At 71.1% G+C, this 13,806-nt stretch carries 12 protein-coding genes and 1 riboswitch; of the genes, 11 read left to right on the forward strand and 1 reads right to left on the reverse strand.

All coding sequences use genetic code 11. The features are described from left to right. Positions 1-161 precede the first annotated feature (161 nt). From ACFY61_RS09790 to ACFY61_RS09835, 10 genes are all read left to right on the forward strand, one after another. Positions 162-752, forward strand: coding sequence for a CDP-alcohol phosphatidyltransferase family protein (locus ACFY61_RS09790; RefSeq protein WP_389469334.1), 591 nt, complete (start codon positions 162-164; stop codon positions 750-752). 21 nt (positions 753-773) lie between these two features. After that, positions 774-3,269, forward strand: a complete 2,496-nt coding sequence (locus ACFY61_RS09795; protein ID WP_389469336.1) for a sugar phosphate nucleotidyltransferase — start codon at positions 774-776, stop codon at positions 3,267-3,269. 125 nt (positions 3,270-3,394) lie between these two features. Then, positions 3,395-4,297, forward strand: coding sequence for a DUF881 domain-containing protein (locus ACFY61_RS09800; protein ID WP_389469338.1), 903 nt, complete (start codon positions 3,395-3,397; stop codon positions 4,295-4,297). Continuing rightward, the gene (locus tag ACFY61_RS09805) at positions 4,294-4,626 is read left to right on the forward strand and encodes a small basic family protein (protein ID WP_189973628.1); all 333 of its coding nucleotides are present in this window, start codon (positions 4,294-4,296) and stop codon (positions 4,624-4,626) included. The genes ACFY61_RS09800 and ACFY61_RS09805 overlap by 4 nt, the downstream gene beginning before the upstream one ends. A 10-nt stretch (positions 4,627-4,636) precedes the next feature. Continuing rightward, a complete protein-coding gene (locus tag ACFY61_RS09810) occupies positions 4,637-5,446 on the forward strand; it encodes a DUF881 domain-containing protein (protein ID WP_389469340.1) in 810 nt (269 codons plus the stop codon). Between the two features lie 156 nt (positions 5,447-5,602). Then, positions 5,603-6,427 (forward strand): FHA domain-containing protein, encoded by an 825-nt coding sequence (locus tag ACFY61_RS09815; RefSeq protein WP_389469342.1) that lies wholly within the window; start codon positions 5,603-5,605, stop codon positions 6,425-6,427. Between the two features lie 44 nt (positions 6,428-6,471). Then, positions 6,472-7,203, forward strand: coding sequence for a MerR family transcriptional regulator (locus ACFY61_RS09820; protein ID WP_389469345.1), 732 nt, complete (start codon positions 6,472-6,474; stop codon positions 7,201-7,203). A gap of 52 nt (positions 7,204-7,255) precedes the next feature. Further along, positions 7,256-7,729 (forward strand): bifunctional nuclease family protein, encoded by a 474-nt coding sequence (locus ACFY61_RS09825; RefSeq protein WP_389469347.1) that lies wholly within the window; start codon positions 7,256-7,258, stop codon positions 7,727-7,729. Between the two features lie 158 nt (positions 7,730-7,887). Then, positions 7,888-8,529 (forward strand): MerR family transcriptional regulator, encoded by a 642-nt coding sequence (locus ACFY61_RS09830; RefSeq protein WP_389469349.1) that lies wholly within the window; start codon positions 7,888-7,890, stop codon positions 8,527-8,529. Between the two features lie 112 nt (positions 8,530-8,641). Beyond that, the gene (locus ACFY61_RS09835) at positions 8,642-10,036 is read left to right on the forward strand and encodes a DNA polymerase IV (protein ID WP_389469351.1); all 1,395 of its coding nucleotides are present in this window, start codon (positions 8,642-8,644) and stop codon (positions 10,034-10,036) included. Positions 10,037-10,058: 22 nt separating this feature from the next. Here the strand turns inward: ACFY61_RS09835 and ACFY61_RS09840 are convergent, their stop codons facing one another. After that, positions 10,059-10,415 (reverse strand): PRC-barrel domain-containing protein, encoded by a 357-nt coding sequence (locus ACFY61_RS09840; RefSeq protein ID WP_389469353.1) that lies wholly within the window; start codon positions 10,413-10,415, stop codon positions 10,059-10,061. A gap of 145 nt (positions 10,416-10,560) precedes the next feature. Further along, positions 10,561-10,659: riboswitch (glycine riboswitch) on the forward strand. 200 nt (positions 10,660-10,859) lie between these two features. On the opposite strand from ACFY61_RS09840, the gene gcvP reads away from it, so the two are divergent. Beyond that, a complete protein-coding gene (gene gcvP, locus ACFY61_RS09845; RefSeq protein WP_389469356.1) occupies positions 10,860-13,745 on the forward strand; it encodes an aminomethyl-transferring glycine dehydrogenase in 2,886 nt (961 codons plus the stop codon). The last annotated feature ends 61 nt before the right edge of the window (positions 13,746-13,806 follow it).

Here is a 13,806-nt window from a genome sequence, read left to right on the forward strand (position 1 = left end):
GGGGGGACCCTGTGGGAGAGTAGGACGCCGCCGAACAATCATTGCGGGAAGCCCCGTACCGATCGAGTGATCTGGTACGGGGCTTTTCTGCGTTTAGGGCACACCTGTTCTCCTGTAGGGTCGAGAGACATCGTTCGCACGTTCACAGTGGAGGCCCCCGGGTGGAGGTCCAGGAGACTCGGGTTCAGACTGACCGAATTTTCACCATTCCGAACATCCTGAGCATGGCACGCCTCGCCGGCGTACCCCTGTTCCTCTGGCTGATCCTCGCCGAGCACGACGGGTGGGCACTGCTCGTACTCATGCTGAGCGGTGTCAGTGACTACCTCGACGGGAAACTGGCCCGCCGGTGGAACCAGATCAGCAACCTCGGCCGGGTGCTCGACCCCGCGGCCGACCGGTTGTACATCCTGACCACCCTCTTCGGGCTCACCTGGCGGGAGATCCTGCCCCTGTGGCTGACGCTCGCCCTGCTCGCCCGTGACGCACTGCTCGGCGTGATGGTGCTCGTACTGCGCCGGCACGGCTATCCGCCGCCGCAGGTGAACTTCCTCGGGAAGGCCGCCACCTTCAACCTGATGTACGCCTTCCCGTTGCTCCTCCTCAGTGATGGAGCGGGTTGGCTGGCGTGGCTCGCGTCCGTTTTCGGATGGGCGTTCGCAGGATGGGGTACAACCCTCTATTGGTGGGCAGGAATCCTCTACGTGGTTCAGGTCCGTCGCCTACTGAAGGCGGACCGCTCCGATAGATGAGCCGAGGAGGACTTTTCCGACATGAAGGCCGTCGTAATGGCCGGTGGCGAGGGCACCCGCCTGCGCCCCATGACCTCGAGCATGCCCAAGCCCCTCTTGCCGGTGGCGAACCGACCGATCATGGAGCACGTACTCAGGCTGCTGAAGCGGCACGGGCTCAATGAAACCGTCGTCACCGTGCAGTTCCTGGCCTCACTGGTCAGGAACTACTTCGGGGACGGCGAAGAGCTCGGCATGGAGCTCACCTATGCGAACGAGGAGAAGCCACTCGGCACCGCCGGGAGCGTGAAGAACGCCGAGGCGGCCCTGAAGGACGATGCCTTCCTTGTGATTTCCGGTGACGCCCTCACCGACTTCGACCTGACCGACCTCATCAACTTCCACAAGGAGAAGGGCGCACTCGTCACGGTGTGCCTGACCCGGGTGCCGAATCCGCTGGAATTCGGCATCACGATCGTGGACGAGGAGGGCAAGGTCGAGCGGTTCCTGGAGAAGCCGACCTGGGGGCAGGTCTTCTCGGACACCGTCAACACCGGCATCTACGTCATGGAGCCCGAGGTCTTCGACTACGTCGACCCCGACGTGCCCGTCGACTGGTCCGGTGACGTCTTCCCGCAGCTGATGAAGGAAGGCCGGCCCATCTTCGGGTACGTGGCCGAGGGCTACTGGGAGGACGTGGGCACCCACGAGAGCTACGTGAAGGCCCAGGCCGACGTCCTCGAGGGCAAGGTCCAGGTCGACATGGACGGCTTCGAGATCTCACCCGGGGTGTGGGTGGCCGAGGGAGCCGAAGTGCACCCCGACGCCGTGCTGCGCGGGCCGCTGTACATCGGCGACTACGCCAAGATCGAAGCCGGCGTCGAGATCCGCGAGCACACCGTCGTCGGGTCGAACGTGGTCGTCAAGAGCGGGGCGTTCCTGCACAAGGCCGTCGTCCACGACAACGTGTACATCGGGCCGCACAGCAACCTCCGCGGATGCGTCATCGGCAAGAACACCGACATCATGAGGGCCGCCCGGATCGAGGACGGCGCCGTCATCGGCGACGAGTGCCTGGTCGGTGAGGAATCGATCGTCCAGGGCAACGTGCGGGTCTACCCGTTCAAGACGATCGAGGCCGGCGCCTTCGTCAACACCTCCGTCATCTGGGAGTCCCGGGGCCAGGCGCACCTCTTCGGCGCCCGCGGGGTCACCGGCATCCTGAACGTGGAGATCACCCCCGAGCTGGTGGTGCGGCTCGCCGGTGCGTACGCGACCACCCTGAAGAAGGGCGCCATCGTCACCACGGCCCGCGACCACTCCCGGGGCGCGCGCGCCCTCAAACGGGCCGTGATCTCGGCGCTCCAGGCCAGCGCGATCGACGTGCGTGACCTGGAGAACGTGCCGCTGCCCGTCGCCCGGCAGCAGACCGCGCGGGGCAGCGCCGGCGGCATCATGCTGCGGACCTCCCCGGGCGTGCCGGACTCGGTGGACATCATGTTCCTCGACGAGCGCGGGGCCGACCTCTCGCAGGCCCAGCAACGCAAGCTGGACCGCGTGTACGCGCGCCAGGAGTACCGGCGGGCCTTCCCCGGCGAGATCGGCGACCTGCAGTTCCCCTCCAGCGTCTTCGACTCCTACACCGGCTCGCTGCTGCGGCGCGTCGACATCAGCGGCATCGCCGAGTCCGGCCTGAAGGTGGTGGTGGACGCTTCCAACGGCAGCGCCGGGCTGGTGCTGCCGAGCCTGCTGGGCCGGCTCGGGGTCGACGCGCTGACGATCAACCCCGGCCTGGACGAGTCGCGGCCCACGGAGACCGCGGAATCCCGGCGGGCCGGACTCGTGCGGCTCGGCGAGATCGTCGCCTCCGCCGGGGCCGCGTTCGGCGTGCGCTTCGACCCGGTGGGCGAGCGGATCTCCCTGGTCGACGAGCGCGGGCGGATCATCGAGGACGACCGGGCGCTGCTGGTGCTGCTGGACCTGGTCGCGGCCGAGCGGCGCAGCGGCCGGGTGGCGCTGCCGGTGACGACCACGCGGATCGCCGAGCAGGTCGCGGCGTACCACGGCACGCAGGTGGAGTGGACGACGACCTCGCCCGACGACCTGACCCGGGTCGGGCGGCTGGAGAACACGATCTTCGGTGGTGACGGCCGGGGCGGGTTCATCGTTCCGGAGTTCAGCAGCGTCTACGACGGGTCGGCGGCGTTCGTGCGGCTGATCGGACTGGTGGCGCGGACGCAGCTCACCCTCAGCCAGATCGACGCCCGGATACCGCGTGCGCACGTGCTCCGGCGCGACGTGCCGACCCCGTGGGCGGTCAAGGGGCTGGTCATGCGGCGCGTGGTGGAAGCGGCCGGAGACCGGCACGTGGACACCACGGACGGGGTGCGGGTGGTCGAGGCGGACGGTCGCTGGGCGCTGGTGCTGCCGGACCCGGCGGAAGCCGTGACGCACCTGTGGGCCGAGGGGCCGGACGACGCCTCCGCGCAGGCGCTCCTGGAGGAGTGGGCCGCGGTGGTGGACGGCGCCGGGCAGTGAGGGCCGCACCGCTCCGGCGGTGAGGTCCGTACGGTCGGGGAGCCCGGGGGCGGGCGGCGGTCGCGTGCCGCCGCCCGCCCCTCCCGTGCGGGGGCATTGGTCGCCCGCCCGCCCGACGTGCGACGATGTGCGGCATGTCGCAGCCGCACAACAACGGGAGCCCGGCCTCCGGTCGGCGGCGTCCGGACGCCTCCATGTCGCTGCTGACGGACGTGATGGACCACAGCCTCGACGAGGGCTACGCGGAGGCCGCGGCCCGTCGCGAGGCGCAGGGCACCACCGGTCTGCCGCGCACGCTCAGGGCGAAGCTGGGGCTGGCCGCCGGGCTGGTCCTCGCCGCCATGGTCGTCACGCTGGGGGCGGCGCAGACGCAGGCGAGCGCGCCCGTGCTCGCGAAGGAGCGGCAGGAGCTGATCGACCGGGTGGAGCGCGCCGACGCGCGCGCGGACGACCTGGAACGCTCGGTGGACGCGCTGCGCGGGGACGTCGCGGCACGGCAGCGGGCCGCGCTGCGGCAGCACGGCGGTGACCAGGGCCACCTGGCGGCGCTCCTGTCGGGCGCCACGGAGGTGCGCGGGCCCGGGCTGAAGCTCGTCGTGGACGACGCGGGCGACGCCGCCTCCGGCGGTGGGGGGCCCCGGGAGAACAGCGGGTTCTCCGACACCGGGCGGCTGCGCGACCGCGACATGCAGCGGATCGTGAACGGGCTGTGGCAGGCGGGTGCGGAAGCGGTGTCCATCAACGGGCAGCGGCTGACCGCGCTGTCGGCGATCCGTGCCGCGGGTGACGCGATACTGGTCGACAACAGGCCGCTGGTGCCGCCCTACGAGGTGCTGGCGGTGGGGGACAAGGGCCGCCTCGGGACGGAGTTCCAGGACAGCGCGGACGGGCAGTACCTGCACGTGCTGCAGGAGAACTACGGGATCCGCTCCACCCTGTCCGCCGAGGACGAGGTGCGTCTGCCGGCGGCGTCCAGCCTGAACGTGCGGACAGCGACAGCAGTAGAGCCGAAGAAGGGTGCATCGTGATCGCGGTACTGGGCCTGCTGGCCGGAGTGGTGGTCGGACTGCTGGTCCGGCCCGAGGTGCCGGCGGTGGTCGAGCCTTATCTGCCGATCGCCGTCGTCGCGGCACTGGACGCGGTGTTCGGGGGTCTGCGCGCGATGCTGGACGGCATCTTCGTGGACAAGGTGTTCGTCGTGTCCTTCCTGTCGAACGTGGTGGTCGCGGCGCTGATCGTGTTCCTGGGCGACAAGCTCGGCGTGGGGGCGCAACTGTCCACCGGTGTGGTCGTCGTGCTGGGCATCCGCATCTTCTCCAACGCCGCCGCCATCCGTCGGCACGTGTTCCGGGCGTGAGGACGGTTCGATGAGTACGCATGACACTCCCGAGGAGACGCCGGAGCCGGAGCGCCCGGTTCCGCCGGAGCGGGCCCTGCCGCCGGAGGCGCCGACCGCGGAGACCGGGCGGCAGCGGCTCAAGGCCGGTCTGTGGCCGCCGCGGTTCAGCCGGGCCCAACTGATCGTCGCGCTGCTGCTCTTCGTGCTGGGGCTGGGGCTGGCCATCCAGGTCCGGTCGCACACCGACTCCAGCGCGCTGCGCGGGGCGCGGCAGGAGGACCTGGTGCGGATCCTGGACGAGCTCGACGGTCGCACCCAGCGGCTGGAGGACGAGAAGCAGCGGCTGGAGGACCAGCGCAGGGAGCTGGAGAGCAGCTCCAACCAGGCCGAGGAGGCGCGCAGGCAGACCGTGGAGAAGGAGCGCCAACTGGGCATCCTGGCGGGTACCGTGGCTGCGCAGGGGCCCGGTATCACGCTGAAGGTCTCCGACCCGAAGGGGCTCGTGACCTCGGACATGCTGCTGGACGCCATCCAGGAGCTGCGGGCGGCCGGCGCGGAGGCGATCCAGGTCAACGGTGTGCGGGTGGTGGCGGGCTCTTACTTCTCCGATGAGAACGGGGGTGTCGGCGTCGACGGTAGGAAGATCACACAGCCTTACGAGTTCAAGGTGATCGGCAAGCCGCAGGACCTGGAGCCCGCGCTCAACATTCCCGGTGGTGTCATCCAGACGCTGGAGAAGGAGCAGGCTACGGCCACTGTCGTACGCTCGACCAAGATCGTCGTTGATGCCTTGCGGGCAGCGAAGCAGCCTGACTACGCTCGGTCGTCATCGTCATGAGGCGCCCTGCGGGGGGTCGAGGCACCGAAGTTGCGGTGCGTAGTGGAAACTGTCTGGTGGTTTCGGACGTTGTGAGAATGTCCGGGTCGGCAGGTTGTGCATGCGGAGTTCGTCCTGCCCCACGGGCGGGTCTGTTTCGGTCAAGGGGAATCGCCCGTGAAGTTGTTTGAGAAGTTGTTCGGCAAGAAGAACCGCGAGGAAGGCGGAGCGGCGCGGCACCGTGCCGGGCAGGGGGAGGCCGAGGGCCACGGCGACCGGCCGCTGTTCCGTGACGAGGTCGCGGGCGGAGGCGGCAGTGCGGGCGCGTCGCCCGTCGACCCCGCCGCGACGGGCCGCATAGGTTTCGGTGAACCGTCAACCTCCGGTGCGGGTGGAGGCTTTGAGCCCGACCCGTATGCGACCAGTGCCTCCGCGGGGCACCCGCGGAGCGAGGAGCCGTCCATGTCGGCCGAGCAGGTTTGCAGCAGGTGCGGGCACCATGCGGGTGCGGCCAGCCGGTTCTGCTCGCGCTGTGGGGCGCCGCTGCGGCCGGGGCTGACCCCGGAGCGTGCCTCGGAGACCACCTCCACCATCTCGATCTCGGGCCTGGAGGCCTACGAGGCCGAGGTGTCCGGGCAGCAGGTGCCGTCCTCGCTGTCCCCCGAGGCGCAGGCCGCGGTGGAGGCGCTGCCCCCGGGCTCGGCGCTGCTGATCGTCCGGCGCGGCCCCAACTCGGGCAGCCGTTTCCTGCTGGACGGCGAGCTGACCACGGCGGGCCGGCACCCGCAGAGCGACATCTTCCTGGACGACGTCACCGTGTCCCGGCGGCATGTCGAGTTCCGCAGGCGCCAGGACGGCGGATTCACCGTCGCCGACGTGGGCAGCCTCAACGGCACGTACGTCAACCGGAACCCGATCGACGAGGTCGCCCTGAACAACGGCGACGAGGTGCAGATCGGCAAGTACCGGCTGGTGTTCTACGCGAGCCAGCGGGGCGTCTGACGCCCCCGGACTGAAGTCCGGGGGGACTCTCCCAGGGAAGGTCCATGCTGCGTACACCGACCAGCGGTGCCGGGAACGGCACCGCGGGCTCGGCCGGGCGGCTGGTGAGCATCGGGACGGTGCTCAACCTGCTGCGCGACGAGTTCCCCGAAGTCACCATCTCGAAGATCCGTTTCCTGGAAGCGGAGGGGCTCGTGGAGCCCAGCCGCACACCTTCCGGATATCGCAAGTTCAGCCCCGGCGACGTCGAGCGGCTGGCCCGGATCCTGAGGTTGCAGCGCGACCACTACCTGCCGCTCAAGGTCATCCGCGAGCAGCTGGACGGGCAGGCGGCCGGTGAGCCGCTCCGGATCCCCGCGCCCTCCCCGCACGGGGACGCCGCCGCGGAGGGCGCGGAGCGGCCCACCGTGGCCCGGGTGGGGCGGGCTGAGCTGCTCGCGGCCGCCGAGGTGGACGAGGCGCAGCTCGTCGAGTGGGAGTCGTACGGGCTGCTCGCGGAGGTGCCCGGGGGCGGGTTCGATGCGCAGGCCGTGACGGTGGCGAGGCTGGTCGCCGACCTGGGCCGGTTCGGGCTCGAGCCGCGCCACCTGCGGGCCATGAAGGCCGCCGCGGACCGGGAGGCGGGACTGGTGGAGCAGGTGGTGGCGCCCTTGCGCCGGCACCGCAATCCGCAGACCAGGGCGCATGCGGAGGCCACCATGAAGGAGCTCGCCGGACTCTCCGTACGGCTGCACGAGGCCCTGGTGCAGACCGCTCTCGGGGTGCGGCTCAACTGAGCCGGGCGGCCCCGACTACCCAAACCGGCGCGGCACGTCCTAGGGTTGCTGTGTGAACGAGCTCGACGTTGTGGGTGTCCGGGTGGAAATGCCCTCCAACCAACCGATCGTGCTCCTGCGTGAAGTGGGAGGCGACCGGTACCTCCCCATCTGGATCGGTCCTGGGGAGGCCACGGCCATCGCCTTCGCCCAGCAGGGCATGGCCCCGGCCCGGCCGCTGACGCACGACCTGTTCAAGGACGTGCTGGAGGCGCTGGGCGAGGAGCTCACCGAGGTCCGGATCACGGATCTGCGGGAGGGCGTCTTCTACGCGGAACTGGTGTTCGCCAGCGGGGTGGAGGTCAGCGCGCGACCGTCCGACGCCATAGCCCTGGCCCTGCGCACCGGTACGCCGATCTACGGCAGTGACGGGGTGCTCGACGACGCCGGCATCGCCATCCCGGACGAGCAGGAGGACGAGGTGGAGAAGTTCCGCGAGTTCCTCGACCAGATCTCGCCGGAGGACTTCGGCACCAGCAACCAGTGAGCGGTGTTCTGCCCCATTCGGTAAGCCGTTCCCCGGAAAGGGGCACGGGAAACCACTCTCAGGGTGATTATCACTCGGCGTGCCGAGTGTGGCGATCGTTGACGCTGCCCTGGTGACTGCCTACCGTCGAGATGGCAGGTCAAGGACGGAGGGTCGGCGTGAGAGTCACGGGCGACGGTACGACCGGGGGCGTCCCCACACGGAGTGAATGCGGGCCGTACCCGCTGCACGGTGGTGCGACGGGTCCCGCGCGCCGGTCGCCGGAGTGCGCGCCGGTCGCCCCGGAGCGCGGCGGCGAACCGCAGTACGAGGAGATCGGGTACCGGGGGCCGACGGCGTGCGCCGCGGCCGGCATCACCTACCGCCAGCTGGACTACTGGGCGCGGACGGGCCTGGTCGAGCCGAGCGTGCGGCCCGCGTACGGGTCCGGCACCCAGCGGCTCTACAGCTTCCGCGACGTGGTGGTGCTGAAGATCGTCAAGCGCTTCCTGGACACCGGGGTCGGGCTGCAGAACATCCGGACCGCCGTCCAGCACCTGCGTGACCGCGGCTTCGCCGACCTGGAGCGCATGACGCTGATGAGCGACGGCGCGACGGTGTACGAGTGCACCTCGCCGGACCAGGTCGTCGACCTGCTCCAGGGCGGCCAGGGGATCTTCGGGATCGCCGTCGGCGTGGTGTGGCGGGACGTGGAGCACGCCCTGTCCCAGCTGCACGGCGAGCGGGTGGACACCGGTGAGACGCTGATCGGCCACAACCCTGCGGACGAGCTCGCGGCCCGCCGCAACCGGGCGGTCTGACCGCACTGCGGCCACGGCCGGTGCCCGCGGGCTCAGTGGGGTCCGTGGTCCGTGGGACGCTTGTCGAACGTTCTTGCGGGACATTGTCGGTGGTGTGGGGGAGCATCGGGGTGTGAGAGCCGCGCCGACCATCCTGCACCTGGACATGGACGCCTTCTACGCCTCGGCGGAGCAGGCCGCCAAGCCCAGCCTGCGCGGCAAGCCGGTGATCGTCGGCGGTCTCGGCCCGCGCGGGGTGGTGGCGACCGCCTCCTACGAGGCCCGCCGTTTCGGCGTTCACTCGGCGATGCCCACCGCCCAGGCCCGGCGGCTGTGCCCGAACGGCGCCTACCTGATCCCGCGCTTCACCCTGTACCGGGCGGTCAGCGACCACGTCATGGCCCTCCTGCGCGAGCTGTCCCCGCTGGTCGAGCCGCTCAGCCTGGACGAGGCCTTCGTGGACCTGGAGGCCGGCGGGGCCGCGTACGACACGGCCTCGGCGCGCGCCGCCGGCGAGCGCCTGCGCGCGGACATCCGCCGGGGCACCGGGCTCAGCGGTTCGGTGGGGCTGGCCGGGTCGAAGATGCTGGCCAAGGTGGCCTCCGAGGAAGCCAAACCGGACGGCCTGCTGGTCATCGAGCCGGGAACCGAACGGGAACTGCTGGCGCCCATGCCGGTGCGCACCCTGCCCGGGGTCGGCCCGGCCACCGGCGACCACCTCAGGCGCGCCGGCATCACCACCGTGGGCGACCTGGCGGAGGCGGGCGAGGACGAGCTGGTCCGGCTGGTCGGCCGGGCGGCCGGGGTCGGCCTGTTCCGGATGGCGCTGGGCCTGGACGACCGCCCGGTGGTCGCCGAACGGGACGCGAAGTCGGTGTCGGTCGAGGACACCTTCGACGTGGACCTGCACGACCGGATCCGGATCCGGTACGAGGTCCAGCGGCTGGCCGACCGGTGCGTGCAGCGGCTCCGCGCCTCGGGACACTCCGGCCGGACCATCGTGCTCAAGGTCCGCCGGTACGACTTCTCGACGCTGACCCGGTCCGAGACCCTGCGGGGGCCGACCGACGACCCGGCGGTGGTCCGGGAGGCCGCGGGACGGCTGCTGGACGGCGTCGACACCACCGGCGGGATCCGGCTGCTCGGCGTCGGGGTGTCCGGGCTGACGGACTACACCCAGGAGGACCTGTTCGCGCAGTCCCTGACCCTGGCCGCGGCCCCCGCCGGCAATGGCGGCGACAGCGGTGCCGCCGGGGCTCCCGAGGCCCTGGAGGAGCCCGTGACGGAAGGGGCGGCACCCGAGGCCCCCGCCGCCCCCGAACGCCGCTGGGCGGCCGGGAGCGACGTCCGGCACGCCGTGTACGGGCCGGGCTGGGTGCAGGGGAGCGGGGTGGGGCGGGTCACCGTGCGGTTCGAACAGCCGGGGTCGCCGCCGGGCCGGGTGCGCACCTTCCTGGTGGACGATCCGGAACTGGAACCCTCGGACCCGATCCCGCTGGTCGGCCGGCCCGCGGACGGGCCGGCCTGAAGGAGGGGCGGCGGCGGGGGCGCTAGCGCTGGCCGAAGTCGTGGTCGTGGTGGAACTCGCTGGGCAGCGTGGTGTCCAGGCCGTAGTGGTGGTAGAGCTGGAGCTCCTGCTCGGGAGAGAGGTGCCGGCCCACGCCGAAGTCGGGGGCGTCCTTGATCAGGGAGCGGTCGAAGGGCACGCGGAGGGTGTCCTCGACGACCTCGCTCGGCTCCAGCGGGACGAAGGCGTCCCGGCTGAACAGGCCGGTGCGTACGGCCGCCCACTCGGGGACCCCGGTCGCGTCGTCCAGGTACACCTCGTCGACGGTGCCGATCTTGACGCCGTTGCGGTCGAAAGCCTTGCGGCCGATGAGACTGCGGGGATCGATCTCGGACTGCACGGTCCCTCCAAGTGGTCGCATGGATCGCAACTCGCATCCGATATGACTACGTAAGGCCATATCCGGGGCGCGGGCCACTTGAGCCGGGCTCCACGGGCACCCCGGAAGGCCCCGGATCCGCGCTGGTAGGCTGGGTGTCGGCTGTTGACCCTGTGCGGGAGAGTCCTCCGAGTGAGCAAGACGGAGGCGCCGAAGGAGCAAATCCTCCCCGGAATCTCTCAGGCAGACGTACCGCACGGACGAGGCCACTCTGGAAAGCAGGGTGGACACCGGTCCCCGCAGTACCGGGCGCCTCCCTCACCGACGGTGAAAGCCGGCGTTCCCCGGGCGATCCCCGGGTGGCACCGGTGAAGCTCTCAGGTTGAGATGACAGAGGGGGAGGCCGTCCGGGCGCCCGCGCCGTGGTGCCCCTCGCAGGTCGTACAGACCAGGAGGCCTCCGTACATGACCGCCAACCGCATTCCGCTCTCCCAGCTGGAGCGAGGCATCCCCTTCGAGCAGCGCCACATCGGCCCGGATGCCGAGGCGCAGGCGAAGATGCTCGCTCAGGTGGGCTACGGCTCCCTGGACGAGCTGACCGCCGCCGCAGTACCGGACGTCATCAAGAGCGCCGAGGCGCTGGACCTGCCGTCGGCCCGGACCGAGGCCGAGGTGCTGGCCGAGCTGCGTTCGCTCGCCGACCGCAACCAGGTCCTCTCCTCCATGATCGGCCTGGGTTACTACGGCACCTTCACCCCGCCGGTGATCCTCCGCAACGTGATGGAGAACCCGGCCTGGTACACCGCGTACACGCCGTACCAGCCGGAGATCTCGCAGGGCCGCCTGGAGGCGCTGCTCAACTTCCAGACCGTGGTCGCCGACCTCACCGGCCTGCCGACCTCCGGCGCCTCCCTGCTCGACGAGGGCACCGCCGCCGCCGAGGCCATGACGCTGGCGCGCCGCGTCGGCAAGGTCAAGGGCGGCGTCTTCCTCGTCGACGCCGACACCCTGCCGCAGACGGTCGCCGTGATCGAGACCCGCGCCGAGCCGCTGGGCATCGAGGTCGTCGTCGCCGACCTGTCGGCCGGCATCCCCGAGGCGATCGCCGAGCGCGGCGTCTTCGGCGTCGTCCTCCAGTACCCCGGCGCCTCCGGTGCCGTCCGCGACCTCAAGCCGGTCATCGACCAGGCCCACGGGCTCGGCGCGATCGTCACCGTCGCCGCCGACCTGCTGGCCCTGACCCTGCTGACCTCCCCGGGCGAGCTGGGCGCCGACATCGCCGTCGGCACCACCCAGCGCTTCGGCGTCCCCATGGGCTTCGGCGGCCCGCACGCCGGCTACATGGCCGTCCAGGCCAAGCACGCCCGTTCGCTGCCGGGCCGCCTGGTCGGCGTCTCCGTCGACGCCGACGGCAACAAGGCCTACCGCCTGGCCCTGCAGACCCGCGAGCAGCACATCCGCCGCGAGAAGGCCACCAGCAACATCTGCACCGCGCAGGTGCTGCTCGCCGTCATGGCCGGCATGTACGCCGTCTACCACGGCCCCGAGGGCCTGAAGCAGATCGCCCGCCGCACCCACCGGTACGCGGCCGTGCTCGCCGCCGGCCTGACCGACGGCGGGGTCGAGCTGGTCCACGGCTCGTACTTCGACACCCTGACCGCGAAGGTGCCGGGGAAGGCCGCCGAGGTCGTCGCCGCCGCCCGCGAGGGCGGGGTCAACCTGCACCAGGCCGACGCCGACCACGTCTCCATCGCCTGCGACGAGACCACCACCCGCGCCGACCTGGAGGCGGTCTGGGCCGCCTTCGGTGTCGCCGCCGACGTCGACGCGCTCGACGCGGTCGCCGCCGAGGCGCTCCCCGAGGGCCTGCTGCGGTCGGACGCCTACCTGACCCACCCGGTGTTCCACCAGCACCGCTCCGAGACCGCCATGCTGCGCTACCTGCGCAAGCTCGCGGACAAGGACTACGCGCTCGACCGCGGCATGATCCCGCTGGGCTCCTGCACCATGAAGCTCAACGCGACCACCGAGATGGAGTCGGTGACCTGGCCCGAGTTCGGCCAGCTGCACCCGTTCGCGCCGATCGACCAGGCCCAGGGCTACGCCACGCTCATCAGCGAGCTGGAGGAACGTCTCTGCGAGGTCACCGGATACGACAAGGTCTCCATCCAGCCGAACGCCGGGTCCCAGGGCGAGCTCGCCGGCCTGCTGGCCGTCCGCGCCTACCACCGCGCCAACGGCGACGAGCAGCGCACCGTCTGCCTGATCCCGTCCTCGGCGCACGGCACCAACGCGGCCAGCGCCGTGATGGCCGGCATGAAGGTCGTCGTCGTCAAGACCGCCGACGACGGTGAGATCGACGTCGAGGACCTGCGGGCCAAGATCGAGCAGCACCGCGACGAGCTCTCCGTGCTGATGATCACCTACCCGTCCACCCACGGCGTGTTCGAGGAGCACGTCGCCGACATCTGCGCCCAGGTCCACGAGGCCGGCGGCCAGGTATACGTCGACGGCGCCAACCTCAACGCCCTGGTCGGCCTGGCCAAGCCCGGCCACTTCGGCGGCGACGTCTCGCACCTGAACCTGCACAAGACCTTCTGCATCCCGCACGGCGGCGGCGGCCCGGGCGTCGGCCCGGTCGGTGTCCGCGCCCACCTGGCGCCGTACCTGCCCAACCACCCGCTGCAGCCGACCGCCGGCCCGGCCACGGGCGTCGGCCCGATCTCGGCCGCTCCGTGGGGTTCGGCCGGCATCCTGCCGATCTCCTGGTCGTACGTCCGCCTGATGGGTGGCGAGGGCCTCAAGCGCGCCACCCAGGTCGCCGTGCTCGGCGCCAACTACATCGCCAAGCGCCTGGAGCCGCACTACCCGGTGCTGTACACGGGCCCCGGCGGTCTGGTCGCCCACGAGTGCATCATCGACCTGCGCCCGCTGTCGAAGTCCACCGGCGTCTCGGTCGACGACATCGCCAAGCGCCTGATCGACTACGGCTTCCACGCGCCGACCATGTCGTTCCCGGTGGCCGGCACGCTGATGATCGAGCCCACCGAGTCCGAGGACCTGGCCGAGATCGACCGGTTCTGCGACGCGATGATCGCCATCCGGGCCGAGATCGAGAAGGTCGCCACGGGCGAATGGCCGGCCGGGGACAACCCGCTCGCCAACGCCCCGCACACGGCGGCGGCCCTGGGCGGCGAGTGGAACCACGCGTACACCCGTGACGAGGCGGTCTTCCCGGGCGGGGTCGTCGCGGCCGAGAAGTACTGGCCGCCGGTCCGCCGGATCGACGGCGCCTTCGGCGACCGCAACCTCGTCTGCTCCTGCCCGCCGCTGGACGAGTACGACAACTGAGGCCCGGCGCGAGCGCGCGGCCACGCGAAAAGGACCGGCCCGGGAGCTGCAAGGCTCCCGG

It is taken from the genome of Streptomyces sp. NPDC012888, assembly GCF_042900645.1.
Lineage (GTDB): Bacteria > Actinomycetota > Actinomycetes > Streptomycetales > Streptomycetaceae > Streptomyces.